Consider the following 21,598-nt stretch of genomic DNA (forward strand, 5'->3'; position numbering starts at 1 on the left):
TCACACTCGGGCATATCTCTCTGGGCTTACACCTTGGCGACATCACGTTTTCGCCTGGGATCAAGGGATATCGCCGGCACCTAACCGCGCACTGAAAGGCGAAGCGCTTCAAATACAGCTACCGCCCCATGAATGGAAAGGCCCGCGTCCTCCATGCGCGGGCCCAGGTACATTGAAACACGTGCGAACGCGCTACAGCCGAAGCTGTTCAAGCGGCCAATGCGGAGTAAGCACCGAATGCACGAAGGCGCTGGCAAACTTGATGCGCGGATTCCTCCGGGCTCGGTGTCGAGCCGCCAGCAATAAAGGTCCGAAGCGGGCCGGCCCAGATACTCCAAGTCCAACCGGGTCTGGAGCCGCCGGCACCAGATTCGAGCGACATGCGGCACGCGTAGCCACCCCAGTTCGCGGACAACATACCTTTCCCCGTCGGCTCGAACGTCAAGACGGGACCTGCAGCATCCAGCTTGAACGACGCCGATTCAGCGTTCGCAACCGCTGCGGCCAACACCGTCGCCGGCAGCATTCCGATCCACTCGTGTGCATCAGCAACTCCAACGCCGGAAGGACCAATGCGGTAACCGTTGTGCGCAGCTTGCACCGTCATCGCCTTCCACATCCCAGCACGATTGCGGAATGCTTCTTCTGCGAGTGCAACAACGCTCGAGTCGAGCAGCTTCGCGGTCGGAAACACCACTGCCTCTTTCGGCAAGCGCCCCGACAGCTGGGGACCAACTCGCCGAATCGACTTGATGCGGTACCGAGGGAAGTACTCGCTGAAAATGATCTGCTCTACAACGCCACGGTAGGTGACGCCGAGGACTACGCACCGCCCTTCAATTCGATCGCCAACGTTGATACGAGGCATTTGGGCGGAGCCGGCATCTTCAGCAGCAGAGTTCGATGCCAGATAGACGGCAGCGGGCCGGCTGCCAAGGAAACCCTGGAAAGAGGGAACAACAGTAGATTGAGTGGATGCTTGCAATTTCGACTCCTGGTAGAACGCCAGGCAGCCGACCCGTCATACGGGTGCGTGCCAAGCGCTAGGAAATGGGGTATGGGGGCCGGGAAGAGGCCATGGATTCACCTGCGCAAACGCGCAATAGATTTGATGCAACGCGAAAACGCACCTGCGCTGACCTCGATTCGAGGCGGCAAAGCGTATTTCGACTGGAGTGAGTGCGGGACGGTTGCGGCGCGCCGGGCAGCAGCTTCGTATCGATAAGTCGACGTCGCAAACTTCCGAAGGCGTCCAAAACGGCCGATAGCGACCGTAGTGTCCCAATACAAGCAGTGTGTACGCTCAGCTTGGAGCGTGCGGTCCCTTGAACCTCAAGGGTAAGTGATTCGCGACTGTGGAAGATCGCTTTGGCTGGATTAGGATCGGCCCAGCTACCGAGTACAACGGCACCACTATACTCGAAGAAATTCCTAACAGGAAGCTATTCCACCCCTACAAAAGGAGGGGACGGCGAACAGGCTTTCCGACGTAAAAGCCTGCGCCCCCCGTAATCCCGCAAACCCTGCATGGCTCCAATTCAGAGCTCGCGAATGTTCCAGTCGTCCATGTCGTCCTTGGATTCAAGCGGATAGCCGCCTTTCCAACCGGCCAGATTCGCCCGAATATAGGCGTCATTGTCCTCGCTCGCCTGCTCCGGAGTCAGGCTTGTCACGCGCCAAACGAGAAGCTCTTCATTGACCTGAAGTACTAGCTCGCTTCGATACTTTGCACGATTTCGATAGAACTCGGCCGGATCAATCTCCGACCGTGGCGGCAGGTTCAGTGCTACGGGAACGACTTGGCCTCCCGAAACCTCTTCCATCACACGGGCCGTGTAGCCTTCATTGGTCGACGTGATGCGAATCATGAATCTCCGCTCTCGCGCGTTCAAGAAATAGACTCTGCTCTTCATTCATAAATCCTTATGATTGCACTGCCGGAAGGTTAGCCGTTCTCTTGCGGTGGCAGAACGCCTGCCTTATCTCGACGGCGCGCGCAAAAGCCGACCGAACGGGCGCTCCGCCGGCGATCCAAGCCTGCGTTCCAATTACTTCCTACCGAACATTCTTCCCGCGCAGATAAAGAGCGGAATGCCCGTGACGACAAGTGCAACGCCGACGATGATGGGGTGCGCTCGCGAAGTCGAGACCAACCACGAAGCAAAGCCAGTCTCCACCATCAGGTAAGGGACACCCAGAACCACGCCCACAAACACCACAACGGCTACCACAGCTGGCAGCAGGTGCGCCACAACGTCTTGGGACGAATTACTCATTGCATCTTGTCCTTCGGCTACCGGCCGGTTGCGGGGTGCGCGATCGCATCCAGTCAATTTCTCATCTCCCGGGAATCCTGATTCGCGAGTCATTGGACCCCCATTGGATCGGTGTGGCTGATGTAGGTGTGCCCTTGGTAGTAAGCAAACCCGCAACGCAGAACCCACACATCGTCCTTCTTGTAGATCTCAACCGACTCATCCTTGCACGAAGTGGCCCGCAGCCTGGCGAGCCCCACTTCATCGAGGTTGCCGGTGTCTTCCGCGAGAAAGCTCGGATAACTGCTGCCGTTGACCAGATACAACCGCTCCAAGGTAGCAACAAGACCGACGGCCATTGCGATGACGATCAGGATGTTTATGCCAACTTTGATCATTTCGGATCTAGTCTCTCATCAATGAAAGATGCCATCACACATGCCACCTCCAGGCACGGCGAAGCTACACACTTGTCGCCAGCGCGCCGGCGACTCAATGCGCCCGCACTTTGAACACCGCACGGTCGAAGCATCTGGCAGCATCTGTTCCATCCCCGAATGCAAGATGAATGCTTCCTTGCTTACCTCCTCACCGTTCAAGAGGTACACAGGCGTTTCGCCCCGGAGCTGCGCAAGGAAGAAGGCTGTCTGCTTCTGACTCTTCGCTTCTTCAATCAACTCTTGCCGTTGCTGTTGCAGGTAGGCGATGTCTTCCGATTCCATATTTCCCCCTCAACCCTGACGACTTGGCGATAGCTCACGTGGCGACCAATGCATTAGCGGCTCACGAAGCGCTTGCTCCATTTGGGGCTGGCAAGGCGCCTGCACTGGTATGGTCAACGGGCAGGGCTGTGGGAGTCCCCCGGTGCAGACCGTCGCGAATCACACCGGCAAGGAGGATATCGACCAGCGTTCCCCCGCTGGCCCCACCGCTGCCGTTTGCAACCACATCGGGAACCAGCTTGACGCCGGCACTCGCAAGTGCCTCGGCCACCTGGACCACGGCGTAGTTGTCGCTTTGCATCGAATCAATCTTCTGCTTGATCACAGCGGCCTCGGCCATCCCGATTGCTTCGACCTTTTTCGCCTCCGCTTCACCGACGGTCTGAACGACCTTCGCATCCGCTTCGGCATTGATCGTCTTGGCCTTGGCCTCGCCTTCTGCGCGCTTCACAGCAGCCTGTGCATTGAATTCTGAGATGGAAACCTGGCGCTCGGCATCGACGACATTTGCCTGCGTGTTCGCGAGAGCAGTCGCTTGCTCAAGTTCCTGCCGCACAGCCTGAGCACCCTTCTGTGTCTCGTATGTCACTCGCTCCTGCTCAGCGAGCTTTCGATCCGTCAAAGTTTTCATCAACTGCTCAGGGGGAACGATGTCCCCGATCAGCGTGTCAACGGCACCGACGTTGTACTCACTCAACGCTGCGCCGATCGCCCCGCGCGCTTCATTCTGCCGCTTTGAACGCTCCCGCAAGAAGTCGATGATGTCCGAGTCTTGTGCGCTGTTGCGGAAGTAGTTGCCGATAGTCGGCTCAAGGACCTGCGTCACGAGCGCTGCCATATCGCCAAAACGGGCAATCACCTTCGGCGCATCGTTTCGTGGGATGTGGATGATCTGGCTGACATCGAGATTGAACTTGAATCCGTCAGCAGACCGCACAGTGATCGTGGACAGATTGGCGTCCAGCTCGTGTGCTTCCGACTTGCCGTTGGCCCAGTTGAGGACCACATTGGCAGTTGGAACGTTCTTTATATTGTGGGTGTACGGGTTGATCGGATATTTGCCTGGATCGAGCGGTTCAATCCATACGCCCTTCTCACCTCTCGAGACCAAGTTCGCGTGCTTGAACTCCTCACCGGTGACGTCTTTGCCGTCCTTACCTACGTATGAAATCACGACACCGACATGCGCAATGGGGACCTCTGTCATGTCGACCGTCTCGACGGTTGCAAAGCGCGGGTTGATGAAATAACGGCCTGGAAGTAGGACCTGCTCTTGCATCCCCTTGCAGCCGCCATTCCTAATGAACGCTTCAGGGTTCTGGAACATGTTGTGGTCGGGCACTTCAGGGCCAGCGATCTCTGCTCGCTGCAGTGGCTGGCCCTCGCGAGTCGTTACGATGCCAACCTTGTTGTCCGGAATATCAACCACCGAAGTAACTTCAATGGAAAACAAGATGGGGTTCACCCGATAAGAGCCTGCCGTAATGATGCCGCTTTGGGCGCCACGTTCACCACCGTTCTCGAGAAACGCCGCACCGTCCTGGTACGAGTCGCAGGACACTTGCTTGGCAATAACACGACCCGCCTGTAGCGGAGAACCATCGTGAGCCTCAACTACGCCGATCTTCCCCTGCGGCACCGACGTCATCTGGGCAAGCGTGATCTTGAACAGAAGCGGGTTAATACGGTACGTCCCTGGTGGGATCACGTCGAGCTGAGGACCGCGTTGACCGCCGTTCTGCAGAAACATGCGAGCGTCTTGGTACATGTCGCAATCCACACGTTTTGCCAGGATGCGGCCACTCGGGAGCGGTTGACCATCACAGGCCTCTACGACCCCTATGCTACCCACCGGAACCTCAACGAACTTGACCAGTTCGACAGCGTATTGCCAGGGCCACAAGGCCAAATGCAGACCCGGCGCGAGCGTATCAGCCTGGTAGCCTGCCTCTCCGTTGAGTGCAAGAATCCGTCCATCCGGCAAACTTCGATGCGAGCCAAGCAGGACGAACTTCTTCGTGACGACACCGACGCTATCGTCGGGGACAATGATGACACCGACGAGCCACAACACCTGGCGATAGGCAGCCAAGATGCCGAGAATCGCGACGGCGCCGACGATTTGCCAGACATGATCGAGAATGAAGTCCAAGATGGAGAGCCCCTTGTAGTGAACGTGATTTGAGTGGAGTCGCGTTGCCGCACGAGGCACAAGCCTCAAGCGTCGGACGTGTCGGCGATGTCGATCAACGTCAGGGGTGCTGAGCACACCACCTTTGGCGGATTCGATCCTTCTTGTTTGGTGTGTGCCGCCCGGAAGCCATTTACGCTGCCGTTGAGCACGTCTACGACGACCCCAGCCCTTTCGAACATTTGCTTGTTATGTGTGTTGGCGAGGGCGTTCGGTTCTTACCCGAATGTCGATTGGCTAGATCGACGGCTCGCTAATCGCCACGCTGGTGAGCCGGCGGCCCGACTCCAGCAGTTCCTGCGCGTCACATCCGCGCTGCGCCCTCGAAAGCTGTTGCGTCGGCGGAGTTGGCCAGCCACCTCAAACAGCAATCAGGAAGTCCTCCAGCTTGCGGCCGCTTTTAATGGCCGCATTCAGCCACCCGGGCCGATGTCCGCGGCCGGACCAGGTATTGCCGCTGTCGTCCTTGTAGCGGATGGGCACCTTCTTGCCAGCGAGCGAAGCTTTGCCCTTCAAACCGAGCTCTCCAGCCGTGAACTCGAATACGGCGATCTGCTCTCGGACCTCCTTCAGTACTTTTGACCGTTCTTCGGCCTTGAGCATGTCTGCTTGCTTCTGCAGCTCCTCGATCTGTTTGATGATGTCCTTGTAGCGGGGCTGAGTGCTAGTCATAGCGTGTGATAGTTGTTTGTCGTTGCGCCGAAATCAGATAACCCCGTGTAGGCACGTTTCCACGGGTCAAATTGCAACAGGGTGGCCTGTCACCGCCCTTCAATGGGTTGCTGGGAAACTCTGGATAGCCACACTGGATCAAGAGCCTTGATCGGCCCCACCAAAGGGGCAAGGGCTCTGGCCATTTCGCCATCTGGCAAACGCCCCATAATCCCTGCAGAGAAGCTACCCCACCACCTATCGACATGGCTCTCGAGCTTTCCCAACTCTTCTGAGGCTTTTGACAGCTCGCCCAGTTTCTTTTGGAGCTTCGTAACAGCGTTGTTCAACTCAATCTTGCGATCCTGTAAGCGGATAAGACGATGCAGGTGACCGAGCTTCGCAACCATTTGGAACTGCTTGTCATACTCGCCCCCATCCACGAACCCCGTAAAAAGCGCTTGGTAGCTCTCAACCTCACGGCTCATGTCTTTGGACACGTATTTGATGGTCGACGGATCCCAGTCAAGAAAAGAAGTTGCGGCCGCTCGAAGCTTGGCAAGGTCGAACCTCGACGCAGCAGAATCGAGCGCAGCGATCGTCGGCTTGCCTAACCCCGCACGTGCGTCCCAGAAGCCGGGCTCGATCAATTCTTCTAGAGCGGACAGGGGTTCAAGAATTGCAACAGCTGCGCTTTGCACCTGTTCGCGAGCAGTCCGAACTGCAGAGACCCGATCGGACAGCTTTTCCGATTCAGCTTGCAAACGGCCAATCTCCTCTCGGACAGCCTCAGATGTGACAGTGCGAGCTACGCGGGCCAAGTGGTCAATTTGGAATAGCGCCTGGTCTGAAGCATTCGCCTTAACAACTTGATCTGCGACCGCCAAGATTTCCTTTGCAACCCGAATAGGACCCCGTTCTCGAATGAGATTCACGAGAACTTGTGCGTTCTCCACAGCATCGTTTGCAAACTCTGGCATCGCGTTTCTTTGTATTTTGACCCTTATGTGGCCGCCCAGCACCACGGTGTCAGAAAATTATTAAGTTCCCAGCAGGAAGTAAGCGGACTATACACCATGTCAACCCTGTTCCCTGCCCCTAGGACGCCCCTTTTTAGGGGGGTATTCGCAAACCAGAAGGCTTTCAATAATCAGAAGGCAGCCATCCCCTCCCAAGTAGGGTGGCAACCGATAATCCTCCCGCTGGACAGTTAGTCCAGTGCTCGGACCCTCTCGATAGCCTCTTCAATCCGATCCACGGTAATGACATCCAGTCCATCAATGGGCTGCTTTGGTGCATTCGCGCGGCAGATCATTGCGGTTGAGAATCCTAGTTTCGCTGCCTCCCTAAGACGATCCTGTCCGCGTGGAGACGGACGAATCTCGCCAGCCAGACCCACCTCACCGAATGCAATAAGCCCCTTTGGAAGTGGTTTGTTTCGCATCGACGAGTGGATTGACAGCAAAACCGCCAGATCTGACGCGGGTTCCGTGATCTTCACGCCCCCTACAGCGTTCAGGAACACATCCTGGTCGAAACAGGCGACACCGGCATGGCGATGCAGGACGGCCAGCAGCATGGCGAGCCGATTCTGCTCGAGCCCCACTGCGAGGCGACGGGGGTTAGGGGCATGGGTGGCATCCACGAGCGCCTGAACTTCAACAAGCAGCGGTCGGCTACCTTCTTGCGTGACCATGACGCATGAGCCTGGCACCTGCTGATCATGCTGTGAAAGGAACAAGGCCGAAGGATTGGAAACGCTGCGAAGCCCTCGCTCGGTCATGGCAAACACGCCCAGCTCGTTCACTGCACCAAAGCGGTTCTTGAACGCACGCACGAGTCTGTACGACGAATGTGTGTCGCCCTCGAAGTACAGCACCGTATCCACGATGTGTTCGAGTACCCGCGGTCCGGCCAGACTTCCTTCTTTTGTCACATGGCCCACCATGATGATGGTGGTGCCGGAAGACTTGGCGATTCGAGTGAGTTGAGCTGCGCACTCCCTTACTTGGGCTACCGATCCCGGTGCGGACGTAAGGGCCTGTGAATAGATCGTCTGTATGGAATCGATCACGGCAACTTCTGGCTTTCCTGCCTCTATCGTCGCCTGAATGCGTTCAAGTTCGATTTCTGCAAGAAGCTCCAGGTCGCGCGCACGCGAGTCCGATTCGAGCAGCGAAAGACGCTGCGCTCGCAAGGCAATCTGTGAGTCCGATTCTTCTCCGCTGACGTAGAGAACCTTGCGCTGACTGGCCATCTGGCCAAGCGATTGCAGCAGTAAAGTTGACTTGCCGATCCCTGGATCACCGCCGATTAGTACGACGCCGCCGGCGACGAGCCCGCCACCTAGCACTCGATCGAACTCGCCAATTCCACTCGAGAAGCGAGGTACATCTGCCGCGTCGATATCAGCTAACTTGCGGACCGGCGCGCTTTTGGCAAGTGACTTGAAGCGATGCGCTCCGGTCTCCGCGACAGACTCTACAAGGGTATTCCAGGCGTTGCATCCAGGGCACTGCCCCTGCCACTTCGGCGCCGACGCGCCACACTCGGTGCAACTGAAGATTGTTTTCGCCTTGGCCACGGCTGCCTCCCGCCAGAGCGTGACCCACTGTCAAGTCGATGGATCACCTGGTTCATAGAACGAGAAGCAATGGTTGCAGATAGCAACCCGGATTCAAGCCTCGTCGATGTTTCCAGAGATGGCTTGCAAGACGGACTGAGATTTGAAGCGCCCACGTTCCAGTAGGGAGCGCAGGGCATCCGCGACCTGAATGGCGGCGCTTAAGCTGCGTCGGACGACGCGCCCTTGAACTCGGCAAGTTGGAAGTCTTCAAACCCCTTGCTTCTGGAGTGAATAGGCGCCGCGGTAGACGATGCTTTGCGCCGATCCAGAATGCGGTCAAGATGGCGAATAGACGCTGCCCTTCCGACTTCGTCGATAGTGGCGCGGGACCGACCCGCTTCCAGCAAGCCTGCGATTGCTCGCCCAATTCGAATGGAATTTAGCTTCTTCATGGGAAGTAATATAGCAAAAGTCCCTGCGAAAGGTTGTCCGCTCTCGCCGGCCGGCCCCAGCCGCATCTTGAATGGAGTCTGCTCACCCGAGCCGATGAAGCCTGCGGGGCGGCGCTGTCCGACACCGAATTGCAAATCTCGATCCCTCGAAATGCAAGACACCGGGTGCTCTTGCATCGAAAGGAGCAATGCCTGAGGTGCGTCGGTATAGTGATTGGGCCAGACGACGACAGCCGTTTCTAGAGGGAAAGAGAGTGCATCGGCCATAGCTTTCGTCTGGCCACTCGATCGTTTGCAATCGAGCGAGATATCCAGACGAATCGAGTGACGCAACTTTCTCGGTACCGGAGCCTATGGTGCTTCCAGCGTCACGTCTGTTCACTCTTGACGCTTACGAGCATGGCGCGCCGAGCTTGCCAAATTAGCCCGGCCTCGCGGCGCCCAACTTCTACTGCTCCCAACGATACAGCGTGGAGCCGTCGGCGCTCGGTCAGATCGTAGTGAGGTGCTACGGGCGGATGTTGAAACCAGGCACGCTTCATTCCAAGCAGTGCCGCAAAAGCGTGCAACTCAGAAAGATCCAGGCTTTCGGTAAACAAGTGGCATGATTTGACCTGGTGGCCCCTTAGAATCCATCCCCAGTGCCTAAGCGGGTCCACGTAGATAGTCACCTTCTCATCCCTACAGATATCGTATTCGAACGGCTGACCGCACGATATTCATCGCCAGCCTTTGGAACTCCTTCGCTTAGATCTCCAACGGCAGCTCAGAACACGCCCCGTATCGATCGGATGCCTCGCGCCTCTCTGCTGTGAACCGCCTCTGTAAATCATCGAGAAATGCTTCTCTCTGCTTGTCGGTCTGCTTGTGCGGGTCGATGAGGTACGCGAATCGCCCCGCCCAGTAGACCGCCCAATGCCCGCTTGGCCCTGATACAACTACGGTATAGGCCGGCGTCATAGCCTGTCCACCGAGGCCCCCAAAGCCGAGAGCAGTAGAACTCCACGTTTGCGCAAACATTGCGTATATCTCGCATTGCCGAACATCAGGCCTTCGAACCGCTGCTTTCTCGGGCGCTACGTTTGCCTTCACGGCATCGTAGCTCTCCTGAGACGTCCAGTTCTTCATTGCCTCATAGTCGCGGGTTCGATAGTGGATGTCGGGGAAGGCAGCAAGAGCCGCGTGATGCACCGCACTGGCCACGGCGTCAATTGGTGATGACAGTTGCATAGCTGGTCTTAGGCGTCATTGTGTGAGGGTACAAGCTGAATGCGTCTATTCAGGTGAGGTTTCGTTACATGCCTTCGCAGATTCTGGCCCCGACCCGGACCGCGCAGGTCCACCGGCCAACGCTGGCGCGATCCGGTTTAGATCAGGCGGAATAAACTTGCTCCATCGCCGTGCATTCTCATCACTTGCCCATACGGAATTCCACCCCAACGCATAAGAGCGCTCTGGCTCACAGAGGGCGGACTCATCTCGGGGCAAGATCGGTAGCGTGCCCGCATCCAATGCGGCCTTGGCAGCAATGCGACCAGCCTCATATGCTTCCGTTCGGGCCGGTTCAATCTGTTCCATCACGGGAATCTCTGCCAGCTCAGGGAGCGGTGGGGTCAAGAAGCGCCGATGGCACGTCGAAGAAACCTTGCATTCCTCTGAACGGAGCTGGGGTCGGCAACAGGACCGGGTCAGAGGCTCGCCATGCGAATCGGCCCGGGCTGAAGTCCCCGAAGTTCTTGTGGTTCTCGGCGGCCTGGGTCGGCACGCACTCAGACAAAACCACTGTGCCGAGGATGCACCCCCTCGGTAGATCGGCCAGTGTCGCGAATCCGCAGCCGGAAACTGCGCGCACGTAAGCCTCAATGCTCTCGTCCGCTTCCGATCCTGCTTGCCGTCCCAACAAGTACTTCTCGATCTCTCTCAGGTCGCCATCCGCTTTAGCCGCGTGGATGGCAACGCGAGTCCCAAGGATGGATCGCGGAATCGGCCACCCGCGCGTTTCGAAGGGCTTAAGACCAAGCATCAAGAGCGACGCGTGTGGCTGCCAGATGGAGATGGCTTTCATCGTGTCCTCGTTACCCGTTCTTTGCGGCCTGGCGCAGCCACGTCGCACCTAGCGCGGTCAGTTCAACCTCCCCGACGTGGCGCACAACCAAACCCTTCTTTGCCAGGCCGGATACCGCTCGCCCTTCCATGTGGTCGTACGATACGCTCGATCCGGCAGAAGCCGGCCCAGCTTCCTTAAGCACTGATTGCATGAATGCTTCTTCTCCGACCGACAGTTTGACCGTGCGCGAAGTCGAAGCGGAGTCTGAACCGGCCGGGACCGCCTTAACCCAGCAGTCGGGCTTCTGATCGTCCAAGCGCTTGATCACCCCCTGCCTCTCCAACCCCAAGAGCAGAGTTCGAACTGCAGCGCTATGTACGCGCCTGTTGTGGCCAAACTGGTAGTCGATTCGTTCGGCGACCTGCCCAGTCGTATAGCCACCAGGGCCGTCGAGCACTTTGAGAATTGCTGTTTCAAACTCTGCAAGCGGCATGGTGCTGGGACCTCCTAGGGGGCTATCGGAACGGGTGGCTGCGCGCAATGCGCAGATGTCCACCACATCATTCCGGAGCCGATTGCTATTTCTAGCCCCTTTTTGCTCCTACACCATCACCTCTCGTAGCAGGCACCCAAACTCAACAATCAGTCGAATTCCACCTGCCCGGAGCCAGATCGCTCCACTGACCTCCGCATGGGATTGCCCGCAACGCGGATATCACCTGAACCGGACATCGTCACCCGGGCGGCATCCGAAGCGTATGCCCGCACATTGCCACTACCCGAAATGACGCCGCTGAAGTCCTTGGCCTGCAATGCCCGTACATCCACATCGCCCGATCCCGAAACGGTGACACTCACCGAGTTCGCCTTGCCGGCGGCGACAACTGTCCCTGAACCCAAGATATTCAGATCGAGTGATTTACCTTGGAAGTCGTCCAATTTCATCGCGCCGCTGCCTACGATTCGCACGGCACGCAGGTCTGGTGCGACCACTTGGACTTTGAGCGGTTTTCGCATCGATACAGCACCTTCAATCCCAATCGTCAGCTTCCCGCCTCGAACCTTCGTTTCGATGAGTGGCAAGATGTTCTGCGGCCCTGAAATCGTGATGCTCGGGACTGCCCCTGGTGAATATGTCGCGTCCGCCGGGACAGCCAGCTCCAAAGAATCGAACAATTCAACCTTTCGGACATCGGTGCCGTCCGGGCCGGCCGCTTTAAGCACTTTCCCATCTGTGAGGGCCTGGCCATTCACAATGACGACGTTCGATGAGTTGCGACCACTCGACGACTGGACAACGGCATTTCCGTTTCCGGAAACGATCATGCTTGTGGTTCCTCCAGTGACGACAACATTTGCAGAGCCCGCCCCAGTAGATGACTGAACGATCTCGTCGGCATCGGTTGTCGCGACTGCTGTAGTCGGGCCGCTTGTCGATGAACCAGTTCCGGTCACGATAGTTCCATTGTTGACGGCAATTGCGGTACCGCCATTGGAAGCGGACACAGTCACATTGTCTGGCTCGCCGCTCTTGCTGCAGCCAAACAACGCGACCACCATCGCAACGGCGAAGTATGTTTTCAGGCTTCGTTGCTTCATATTGGATGCTTGTCCCATTTTAAGTTCTACCTGCGAAGGCGGCGAGTCTGCATTCCGCCCTGGAACCCCAAATCTCTGCACTTGAGGGGAGAGGTACCTTACGGCCGAGTTCCTACTTGCTATCTGCCTGCTTTCGTTTCTCGAAAGCAAGCCGGACAAAACGTTCGTACCACTCCTGTACCAGCGGAAGAGCGAGTTGGTTCAGCGGAAGGTCGCGAGCAAAGTACTCAGTGCCTGCTCTGCTGCAGAAGCGGCAGTCCACATCGCCTCCGGCGAACGCCTGGATGATCAGGGTGTACTCGTTCAATGGGCCAAACACCGGATCGTCGTTCAATTTCTCACCCGCACACGGGACGAAAGTGATCGACGCGCTCGCGCGTCCAGCGACGCCCTCAGCAGAGGATCGGCACCAGAAGCTCTCCGCGCGCATTGCTTCGGCTTCCTGGCTCAAGAAACTGTGGATGCCGATGTTCTGGAAATGTGCCTGCGCAGCTAGTACGCGTGATTCCAGTTCAGACGATGTGAGCGCGGCCTGAATGGTCTTTCTGGTTTGCTCGTGAGCATCAGCTTCGCGAACTTCTTGAAGGATTCTGTTGAATGAAGACATGGTTGGTCGTTCGGGTTCTTGATTGGAGTTCGTCGAGCGTCTGACGGCACCCCGTGCGGCGCGATTATTCCCGCGAGGCGATTTCTTCGGTGCCAGTGAATCATGATGTCACCAAGAGCTCATGCTAGAGCGATTTCGAGCCAAATCTAGCCTGTACCGTCTTCGCATGGGAGTGTCGCCCCCTTCGATTGGAGGGGGGGCAGACAAGGCTCACCTTCAACTCCTCTGTAACGGCAGGGCAGCCGAAAAATACAGCATTGTTTGTTCTTGATAGGAATCGAATGTGTGGCCAGCCGGCGGTGGGCAAACATTCGCCCCGGGGTAGCGGACTTGACGCACTTCAGACTGACGCTGGATCGACTACGAGGCCAGACCGTACCCGTTTCTGCGGATCCAGCGCTGTCCCCTGCACCAACGTGTGCAGACATACTGGACACGGATCTGGGCGCGCTTTCCTATGCTTGGCGTAGCAAATGACCCTGGTGGCAGTCCTTGCTGACAACACAGTCCATCTCCCACCCTGCATCCCGTCATCCAGTAGACAGGAAAGCGAACCCATTTCTGCGTAGGTCGCGCGATATTGACGGTTGGTTGGGCAAGACGCTGGGGCACGTTTTCGTGAGTGTCGTCGCCTCAAAAAGCGTAGAGACCGTCGCGCCAGCGTCGCGCGATCTGATACTGAGCCTGAGGCTGCGCTCACGATTGTCTCAATGCCATCCGTGTGGAGGTCATACTCGCGGCGCATTGAGAGGCCGGTGTGCCTCGGCTAGCGAACGGCTTGGGATGGCGCCATTTCAGCAACCAGTCTGTAATACTCGTCGTACGAGTGAGAGGCGGTCGGAGCGGCGTCGATCAGCGATCGGCAAACCCGAATCAGTGCCGCGTAGAGAGACGCTTCATCGCTCGGCACGCCACCTGCATCACGAAGCTTCTGGTACTTGCCAGTTTGTTGAAACCAGTCGAGTTCTGCTGCGTGCCACAAACTTCGCACAAACACGTCAATTGGTTCTGGATGCGAAGACTCGGTCTGCGCCAAAACTGCCGCTTGAGCAAAGGCCTCGAACTCCTTCGTCGGCCGGAGCATGATCATTTGGTCCATGTTTTTTCGTTCTGCAGTGTTGCCTTGGGTCGGGAACCTCATGCGAACGATACCCGCCAAGTGATGCCACGATTCCGACACTCCCGCCTGGTTACACCCTGGCGGGGCCGCAGTCCCAACCGCGACGAAGTCCGTAATACCTGCTTGCCTAATCCGGCGCTCCGCCTTTTTTCCGAGCGCCGCGACAATGGCCCCTGTAAAGAGACTGATCTGCGGAACCAGGAATCGATTCGCACACGCGCGCTCAACCTTTACTGGAATTCGTCCGCCCTCCTTCTTCGCAGAACACAGCACCGAATCGGTAATCCAGGTCCAGCGCATCTGCGTCTCGAAGTCGGCGCCCGGCCAGCACAGGTCGAGAATCGTTCGCAGATTCCGGTGAAATCGGTCGTTGCCATTTCGGACGCATTCCCATGCATAGCGAACGACAGAATCCAGTCTTCCCGCCGGCGTACCATCACTTGCATGGTTCTCCGATGGATGGGGGTCGCCTGGCTCAGCGCAGACCAGAACCAGCCGGATCTCGTTGGCTCCGGCGGTTGCCCCGCAGAATCCTCGAGGTACGTGCCCGGCATGTGGATCCCAGCTGTTTTGAGCGCAGGCTCCCTCCCGGAAGCCGACACAGGGCTCGAATGCGGGCTGTAGGAGGCGAAGAACGTCGCTAGTCGGAATCATAGCGAATCAGGGGCCTACAACTCGCCCGGCGGGCCTGCACGTGTAATTCCCATCGAACCGCTTCCCCATGTCGAACCTTCTAAGCTTCAGGTCGCCCGTGACCTTTTGCAGCGCGCCGATGCGCGATGGCTTTCCAGACCCGCAGATCTTCTCAACACCGTATTCGAATTCGATTTCGTCTCGGCTTTCCGAGCACACCCCGTACGCAACGCCATCAAAGGTGTAGGTGCTTCCGGGGCGTCCCTTGATCTCAATGGACCCATCCTCGATTCTCAGGAAAAACCGATCAGCAAAGGACACTTCCCCGTATTCGACATGGCCGGAACAGATCAACTCCCGTGCTTCTTTGCCGTGAGCACTAGCGAATGAGACTAGCAATCCGATCACCACAGCAGTCAATCTCCCAAGCCTTTGACGTTTCATTGCTCTCCCGCTTGCAGTTCGATGCCCCCAAGTTCGACTGGCCATACTGCTGTTGGCAAGCCTGCTGTCCGCTTCACTCCCTTTAGTAGGTGCGCGAGCTGCTCGAAATCAAGATATTCCGCCTCTTCCAGCCTGTCGGCTATCCTCATTACGGCGGCCCAGTTGACGCGCAGGAAGCGGGTGACCGCGACCAGCATTTGCTTTTTCAGGGTAACGAGCTCGCGCTTGTTGGATTCCATCTCAAGGTCGCTCTTGGGTTCCTCGAAGAAAGTGATGTCCGTACGCAAGAGCAAGTAAGGAATTGCCAAGTCCTGCCATACGCGCATATCGCCGCCGGCGCCGAACCCGTGCGTTCCTGAGTCGATCTTCTCTGCCACTAAACCCGCTAGGCAGGTAAACAACTTCCACTCGAGCAAGTCATAGGAGAAGTCACCGTTCCTTCCTCCCGGGAATGAGACTTGGCCGACCGAGGGAGAAAGCGTGTCGGTATCGATGAACGCCGAGGCGTCCTCCGGGATTCTCGCTCCGAGGGCGTACATCAGCGCATGGCCGGCCTCGTGGACAGCGGTCTGACGGAAACCGCCAGTTCGTGGCCGAACGGCAAGTATCTGGTGGTACGGCGTCTCGAAAGCATAGTGGTTTGCTGTCGCCCGCATAACCAGGAAACGAGCAAAAAGCGAGAGGGGATGTCCAAACGCCACCATCACCACGACCGACAAAAGAATGAAGGTTGTGAGCGATCGTGGATCGCGCGCAGCGAGGTCCACGGCATGCCGCCACCCAAACCAGCACAGCGCGACGCAAAGGAACCCGTAGCAGACCGATGCAACGACCTCGCCCAGCAGGACAGATCGTTGAAACGCGGGCATGAGGAACCATGTTGCGGCCACAAAGAGGAGCGCAAACCCGGTGATCGCTCCCCCAAGCCGGGCGGCGATTGACGTCGCCGTGGTACCTCCATCCATTCCGAATACGAGTGCCAAAAGGGCCACCCCTGCTACACCGAGCATGCCGTGGAAGGCAATGACCAGCGTCCGTGTGTTGTCGTCGTAAGTGGATCGTAGACGGTACCGCAACATCACGTAGATGAGCCGGAAAAGTTCAACCGGGCCGCGGTGCCTCAGGGTGTCCCACAAGGTCTTGGCGACAATAAAGCGGCCGTAAGGCTTCGAATTTGTGACGCGTTCGGGTTGGGTCTCGCTCATCCTGCATACTTAGGCGCCTTGGGCGCCGCACCAGCAATCAACTTATCGATCGTCGTGTGCACCGACTGCCGACGTTCCAAAGGGCGGCAGCAGCTCACCGAAGAGGCGCTGGAGAACGGCGTCGAGGGACGCAAGCCGCTCAAAATCTCCGCGGCGCAAGATTCTATGTCCTGAGCGGTCCGCCTTCACTCCGTCCTTGTTTGCTCTGGTCTGCCGAGCCTGCCTTTTGCCACCAATGTCAGGCAGAGCCTGTCCAGGCTGCCCACCAAACCATCGGTACCCGCGAAAGTCCAGTTGATCGTCCACAATGATCCAAAGGACGCATCCCGAGGGCTTCTCTGCAAGCTTCAGACTGACGCTAACCTCATTTGTCTTGCCGCCCTCGATCGCGGACTTCAACTGAACGTGGCGAACAACGTCTTTGTAGCTGAACACCACGTCATATCCGCCGGCGTCGAACTCGGAACGGAGCACTTCGACCTCAGCGACACCGAGCTGCCAAAGTCTCCGAAGGGCCTCGCCCACGAAGACATGCTCAATGATTCTTTCACGGAGCACCGATTGAAAGGAGTGCTGCTCTTTCGATCCGGTCCCGTTTCCTGTTTCGCGCATATCAGCTTCCCTACCTTGCCAGATCCCCCATTTCGCGGGAACGTCGCTGACAATCCTAATCGAATGCGGGAATGGCGGGCAGCTTCCGATCGTTGCGTCACTACGTGCCTTTGCGGCACCGTCCCCTACTTGCTCGTCCACGTCGCCCGAATTGAATCTGGCGCAGCGGCCCGAGCTTCTTTGAGTTGCCTCGAAAGTTCGCTCGACACGACAGGAAGCACGGCGACGATAAAATCCTGGGCAGCATCGAAAGAGACTCGATCCTGGTTGGCGGCCACTTCGATCGCCAGACCTTGAGGATTATTCTTGGCCTTGAAGAGGAATCCGGTACCGGCCAACAATGGAAGATCGAACTGATAGGAGTACAGGTTGCGAGGTTCCTGCTCGCCCAGCCGGTCAAAAGGATTGGAGGCAGGGCCGCCGATGGGGATATTCCAGCCAATGACTTTTCGCCCAACGTCTTTGGGCGCCTGCCCCCTCAAACTGGCGTTGCAGAGGACGCGATCCTGGAGGACTAGCGGCTTTTCAGCCCAGCATTGAAGTTGCTCAACATCGGCCGACAGACTCGAAAGTGGGCGGACTGCGTCTGTCAGTTTCTGGTTGAACTCAGTTGCCGGTGGCCAGTTTTCCTGCTTGCCGACGCACGCAGCAAGTGCCGCGCTGAACGTGACCACAGACAAAACCCGAATGGCTTGGTGGCTGATCATGGGCATCTTTCCCTTGAATTTCGAATGGGGGGCGCCGGCCATTGTTCAGCCGGCGGCAGGCCCGAACGCGCGGCCCAAGTAGGTGCCGCTCTAACCTCTACTTTGCGGGTGGCTTTTCACCTGCGGCGGCCGAGCGAAGGATGTAGCACTCACCCTCGACAGTTGTGATCTGACCTGAATCACTCAACGTCCAGCACGAAGGCCCCGCGCTCTTTACGCCACCGTCGACAATCTGAATCGGAGGCCGCCGTGGTTCGCGGTCTTGGGCAAGGGAGCCCGGAGCGGGAGTCGACTCACTGTAGAGAGTGACGACGGTCACATTCCGGCTGTCTTTGGAAGGAGCCTCTTGTCCTTCGGCTCCCCCCGCATACGCGAGACCGGAACAGAGATACAGGGCGGCAAGTGCTGGCAGATGAACTCGTTTCATGGCGTCGATAGAATTGTCGGGCGGTCCAGCCCACCATCCATATCGGCATGAGGGGAACGAACCTGTAGACACACTATCAACGTGGAGCCGTATTTCTACCCGCTGTATCCAACGCGCAAACTCACCATGGGTGTGGTGCGAGACCGAGTCCGGAAGATTTCTCACCAGGAAATCCACTTGGGAAACAGCCACGGTTACACCAAGAAGTAACCGCCCTGCACCGCCCTGTTCGGTGAGAAGTGAACATAGCCCATAGTCAGGTCGTAAGTTCCTGCCAGCGGCGGACAACAACTTTCCAATAAGTTTCTGGTGACACGCCGTCGTAGGCTCCAAACGAGAATCCGTCATTCATCTCGATGAGGGCCGTTTTGCCCGTGTCCAGGACGCCAAAATCGATCACGTACCCGGCCGGCGCGTGCCCGCCCTCCGTCAGGATGTTGATGGCTTCGCCGACCACGACCACTTCCGGATTGACCCCTCTGTCCCCACCACGATCCGCAAACCTCATCTCCAACAGCTCACCGTCGGCGACATAAACGCGCCATTCGCTGACGAAGTGGACCGGGTCGGAAATCCAGACCGGTCTGGCTTTCGACTGGCCATTGAACCGAGGGTCGTCGACAAATTCAGCGACGAATCCAGTAAAACGCTTCCATCCGTCTGCGGGCTTGATGAATAGGCTTCTGCCCGACGCCACAATATTCAAGGCGTCGCGAAGCGTGGAAAGTCGCCTCACTTGGCGATGCAGCATGTGCTCCAGGCATGATGGGTAAGGCGTATGGTTGGGTAAGTCCACACCGAGCTGCCGCAGCGCATACTTGACAAAGCGTACCGATCCTACAGCGACATACCCTTCGCCTAATCTAACTCGGCAGCGCTCAACCTGCCCGGTAGAGGCCCGCTCCACCGGAAGCCCATGCTTCATAGCTAGATCGGCCATCAGCTGTTCTTCCCGGTCTAGGGTTCCATCACCCTTTACTTGAACCAGCAGCCCTTTTGGTTCACTCACCTGCATTGCTCACCACCTTTGATTTGCTCTCCGGCTAAGCCCCTGCGGCACTTTTCATCTTCGATTCCGATACGGAACCGGCGGGGATTGGCTCCGCCTTTTTGAAAGACTTCTTGACTACCGCCGGGCAGCCAGCGACGACGGTTCTCGATTCGACGTCGCGCGTGACGACGCTTCCTGCCGCGATTACGGCATCGTCCTCGATACGGACGCCTGGCATAAGGATGGCGCCCGCACCGATCCAGACGTTCCTACCCACAACGATAGGCTTGGCCATTGCGGAGGGGTCGCGTGCGCGATCGTCGGGATCGACGTGGTGGTATGTCGTGCAGAACTTGACGCCAGGGCCGACAAACGTGCGCTCTCCGATGGACACCATGGCCCCGTTCGCAATGGTGACAGCAACGTTTAAGAACGCTTCCGGTCCAATGGATAGCAGATCTGGTCGTTCAACGTGCAGCGGTGCCCAGACCGTGCATTTCTTGTGCAAACCCGGGAAGGCTCTCTTGAGCACGCGGCCCTTCTTGTTCTTGGATGCAGCTGAGTGGTTGAAGAAGTGCAACGCCGCGCCTGGCGCGCTAGTGCCGCGTGCCAGCAGCCAAAGGTAACGCATGAAGGTAAACATCGTTCGGCGCCTTTCTATGGAGTTGTGGTGCCCTGTCTAGGGGTGGCCGATTGTAGCCGCGGCGGCAGAAATCGCTCAGGAGGCAACGGCTTGGAGTTGTCTTGTGGCGCCGCCCGCCTAGCGGCTTAGAAGCGCACGTGATCGGGCTTCACACCGTCGGCCAACATGTTCGCCTCAACATGGTTGATCAGCTTGTTTCCCCGCCACTCTTTGGGGAAGCGATAGCCAGTCTTCCGCATGATTGGAGCCGCAATGCGAGCCATTGCATGCATGAACAGGTAGTGAATTCTGATCATCGAGGTATGTCGTTGGTTGGATTCGCTTAAACGTAGAGCGAGCCTCATTCATAACGGCGGTCCGTCGTGGACGCCCGCCTCATGTGGGGTTATGCCCGTCGCATCTTCGCGATCAACACGATCAGCGCCACAACCAGTACCCCAACAAAAGCAAACTTGTGCTCACAGGCGAACAGAAAAGGCTCCGTCCCGAATCCGGTCCAATCCGAGGGGCCGCTGCCTCGGGTCGGCAGTGAGAGTGCCTGGGCAATGCCGAAGAAAACCCAGGAGATCAGCAATGGCAGTAATACGCTCTTCATTTCAATTCACTCCAAGCAAACCCCATGTCGAACAGGGACTGGACAAGAGGCCTGATGTCGTCCGCATCCCACCACGCCAGTCCCCCCTGCCACGCGCGGACCCATCTCATGTCTTGGATGACGGCAACTGCCTGACAGCCCCCGCAAGATGCGGCTTGTCAGGTCCGCAGATCCTGCTTGAGAATGGCCCATGCAGTTGCGCTCACTATTCTTCCCTATCGATGGTGGTCGTGCCGATTATTCTGAGCTGCATGCTCGGCGTCCGCAGCATCGTTGCGCCGCCGTTCCGCTTCGTCCGATTGCCTGCGAGCGCGATCAGCACGACTCTCTTTCGAACCAGGCCTGCTAAAAGTTAGCAGCCAAAACGCCAGAGCGATCCCGCCGAAGATGAGGCATTTTTGAAGGAAATCTCGCATGCTGTAGTTCTAGAACCTTGCCTGTCAGCCTTTGGAGCAGGCCGTACTTGTAATTTCCCAACCGAATTCGTTGAGAGCCGGCTTTTTGACGAGCGAGTAGCGACAGGATTGAGCATACTTGTTGGCCGAAGCAGCCCTTACGATAACGATGGCCTTATCGGCTTCGGCGGATTGAAGGGTCGACGTGAGCTTGTCGCTTGGCACACCCGTCGTAAGGCTCATGAATGTCCTTGCTGCGTCTTGCGCTGCTTCCAGCGATCCGGACGGCCCCGAACCGGGTTGCATTTGTGCGGCCACTGCTCGAGCCTGCGACACGTTCGCTGGGACTGCGTTGTCGATTACTGCTTGGCCTTGTGCGAAAGCATGCGATGCGCCGATTGCGCAAAAGAGAACTGCGGTCAGATGAAGTGCGCTTTTCTTAATCATGGTTCGTGAATTAGATTGGTATCCATGGCTGCGCGCCAACTGGCTGGCTCAGAAGTGGACGCGCACGATTTGTCGGCGATCGGAAGCGCCGGTACTCCTGACTTATTGCAGGTCGGTTCGCTCGTGCTGCAAGCACCTCGTGCACTGGTATCGCACTACTGTTACGTCGTATCGACTCTCAACCCTGGAGACTTCTTCGAATTTGTGCCCCAGAAGCAAGCAAAGGATGCGTTTCATCTCCAATTTCCATTAGGGTTCTCAGCCTTCCGCCACGCGCGCCACTCCATGT

24 protein-coding genes are annotated in these 21,598 nt (G+C 57.6%); all 24 read right to left on the reverse strand.

Annotated features, from left to right (window positions below):
- Window positions 1-208: 208 nt before the first annotated feature.
- The 24 genes from V6657_RS29505 to V6657_RS29620 all read right to left on the reverse strand — a co-directional run bounded on the left by V6657_RS29505 (window position 209) and on the right by V6657_RS29620 (window position 21,309).
- The gene (locus V6657_RS29505; RefSeq protein ID WP_080693754.1) at window positions 209-985 is read right to left on the reverse strand and encodes a hypothetical protein; all 777 of its coding nucleotides are present in this window, start codon (window positions 983-985) and stop codon (window positions 209-211) included.
- Window positions 986-1,538: 553 nt separating this feature from the next.
- Window positions 1,539-1,868 (reverse strand): hypothetical protein, encoded by a 330-nt coding sequence (locus tag V6657_RS29510; protein ID WP_231973479.1) that lies wholly within the window; start codon window positions 1,866-1,868, stop codon window positions 1,539-1,541.
- Window positions 1,869-2,048: 180 nt separating this feature from the next.
- A complete protein-coding gene (locus tag V6657_RS29515) occupies window positions 2,049-2,276 on the reverse strand; it encodes a hypothetical protein (RefSeq protein ID WP_024979567.1) in 228 nt (75 codons plus the stop codon).
- Window positions 2,277-2,365: 89 nt separating this feature from the next.
- On the reverse strand, window positions 2,366-2,653 hold the full coding sequence (locus V6657_RS29520; RefSeq protein WP_024979566.1) for a hypothetical protein: 288 nt from the start codon (window positions 2,651-2,653) through the stop codon (window positions 2,366-2,368).
- Window positions 2,654-2,671: 18 nt separating this feature from the next.
- Complete coding sequence (locus tag V6657_RS29525) at window positions 2,672-2,977, reverse strand: hypothetical protein (protein ID WP_024979565.1); 306 nt, start codon at window positions 2,975-2,977, stop codon at window positions 2,672-2,674.
- 61 nt (window positions 2,978-3,038) lie between these two features.
- Window positions 3,039-5,129: an SPFH domain-containing protein gene (locus V6657_RS29530; protein WP_024979564.1), complete on the reverse strand. Its 2,091-nt coding sequence runs from the start codon at window positions 5,127-5,129 to the stop codon at window positions 3,039-3,041.
- 399 nt (window positions 5,130-5,528) lie between these two features.
- Window positions 5,529-5,840, reverse strand: coding sequence for an H-NS histone family protein (locus tag V6657_RS29535; protein ID WP_024979563.1), 312 nt, complete (start codon window positions 5,838-5,840; stop codon window positions 5,529-5,531).
- An 89-nt stretch (window positions 5,841-5,929) separates the two neighbouring features.
- The gene (locus tag V6657_RS29540; RefSeq protein WP_024979562.1) at window positions 5,930-6,799 is read right to left on the reverse strand and encodes a hypothetical protein; all 870 of its coding nucleotides are present in this window, start codon (window positions 6,797-6,799) and stop codon (window positions 5,930-5,932) included.
- A gap of 230 nt (window positions 6,800-7,029) precedes the next feature.
- Complete coding sequence (radA, locus tag V6657_RS29545; RefSeq protein WP_024979561.1) at window positions 7,030-8,403, reverse strand: DNA repair protein RadA; 1,374 nt, start codon at window positions 8,401-8,403, stop codon at window positions 7,030-7,032.
- 200 nt (window positions 8,404-8,603) lie between these two features.
- The gene (locus V6657_RS29550; protein ID WP_024979560.1) at window positions 8,604-9,104 is read right to left on the reverse strand and encodes a hypothetical protein; all 501 of its coding nucleotides are present in this window, start codon (window positions 9,102-9,104) and stop codon (window positions 8,604-8,606) included.
- Between the two features lie 101 nt (window positions 9,105-9,205).
- A complete protein-coding gene (locus V6657_RS29555) occupies window positions 9,206-9,508 on the reverse strand; it encodes a DUF4031 domain-containing protein (RefSeq protein ID WP_024979559.1) in 303 nt (100 codons plus the stop codon).
- Window positions 9,509-10,434: 926 nt separating this feature from the next.
- The gene (locus tag V6657_RS29560) at window positions 10,435-10,902 is read right to left on the reverse strand and encodes a hypothetical protein (RefSeq protein ID WP_024979557.1); all 468 of its coding nucleotides are present in this window, start codon (window positions 10,900-10,902) and stop codon (window positions 10,435-10,437) included.
- A 10-nt stretch (window positions 10,903-10,912) separates the two neighbouring features.
- On the reverse strand, window positions 10,913-11,377 hold the full coding sequence (locus V6657_RS29565) for a hypothetical protein (protein WP_024979556.1): 465 nt from the start codon (window positions 11,375-11,377) through the stop codon (window positions 10,913-10,915).
- A gap of 149 nt (window positions 11,378-11,526) precedes the next feature.
- On the reverse strand, window positions 11,527-12,483 hold the full coding sequence (locus tag V6657_RS29570) for a head GIN domain-containing protein (RefSeq protein ID WP_027692859.1): 957 nt from the start codon (window positions 12,481-12,483) through the stop codon (window positions 11,527-11,529).
- Window positions 12,484-12,595: 112 nt separating this feature from the next.
- Window positions 12,596-13,090 (reverse strand): hypothetical protein, encoded by a 495-nt coding sequence (locus V6657_RS29575; protein WP_024979554.1) that lies wholly within the window; start codon window positions 13,088-13,090, stop codon window positions 12,596-12,598.
- A 766-nt stretch (window positions 13,091-13,856) separates the two neighbouring features.
- Complete coding sequence (locus V6657_RS29580) at window positions 13,857-14,510, reverse strand: hypothetical protein (RefSeq protein ID WP_231973481.1); 654 nt, start codon at window positions 14,508-14,510, stop codon at window positions 13,857-13,859.
- A 360-nt stretch (window positions 14,511-14,870) separates the two neighbouring features.
- A complete protein-coding gene (locus tag V6657_RS29585; protein WP_024979552.1) occupies window positions 14,871-15,287 on the reverse strand; it encodes a hypothetical protein in 417 nt (138 codons plus the stop codon).
- A complete protein-coding gene (locus V6657_RS29590) occupies window positions 15,284-16,492 on the reverse strand; it encodes a hypothetical protein (RefSeq protein ID WP_024979551.1) in 1,209 nt (402 codons plus the stop codon). The genes V6657_RS29585 and V6657_RS29590 overlap by 4 nt, the downstream gene beginning before the upstream one ends.
- 42 nt (window positions 16,493-16,534) lie before the next feature.
- Window positions 16,535-17,104, reverse strand: a complete 570-nt coding sequence (locus tag V6657_RS29595; RefSeq protein ID WP_024979550.1) for a hypothetical protein — start codon at window positions 17,102-17,104, stop codon at window positions 16,535-16,537.
- A 125-nt stretch (window positions 17,105-17,229) separates the two neighbouring features.
- Window positions 17,230-17,811 carry a hypothetical protein gene (locus tag V6657_RS29600; protein ID WP_231973483.1) on the reverse strand — a complete coding sequence of 194 codons (582 nt, stop codon included), beginning with the start codon at window positions 17,809-17,811 and terminating at the stop codon, window positions 17,230-17,232.
- Between the two features lie 683 nt (window positions 17,812-18,494).
- Window positions 18,495-19,253: an ATP-grasp domain-containing protein gene (locus V6657_RS29605; protein WP_024979548.1), complete on the reverse strand. Its 759-nt coding sequence runs from the start codon at window positions 19,251-19,253 to the stop codon at window positions 18,495-18,497.
- A 28-nt stretch (window positions 19,254-19,281) separates the two neighbouring features.
- Window positions 19,282-19,872: a sugar O-acetyltransferase gene (locus V6657_RS29610; protein ID WP_024979547.1), complete on the reverse strand. Its 591-nt coding sequence runs from the start codon at window positions 19,870-19,872 to the stop codon at window positions 19,282-19,284.
- A 385-nt stretch (window positions 19,873-20,257) separates the two neighbouring features.
- On the reverse strand, window positions 20,258-20,467 hold the full coding sequence (locus V6657_RS29615) for a hypothetical protein (protein ID WP_024979546.1): 210 nt from the start codon (window positions 20,465-20,467) through the stop codon (window positions 20,258-20,260).
- Window positions 20,468-20,907: 440 nt separating this feature from the next.
- Entirely contained in the window at window positions 20,908-21,309 is a 402-nt protein-coding gene (locus tag V6657_RS29620) for a hypothetical protein (protein ID WP_231973491.1), read from the reverse strand.
- Window positions 21,310-21,598 lie beyond the last annotated feature (289 nt).

This window comes from Ralstonia sp. RRA (assembly GCF_037023145.1).
Lineage (GTDB): Bacteria > Pseudomonadota > Gammaproteobacteria > Burkholderiales > Burkholderiaceae > Ralstonia.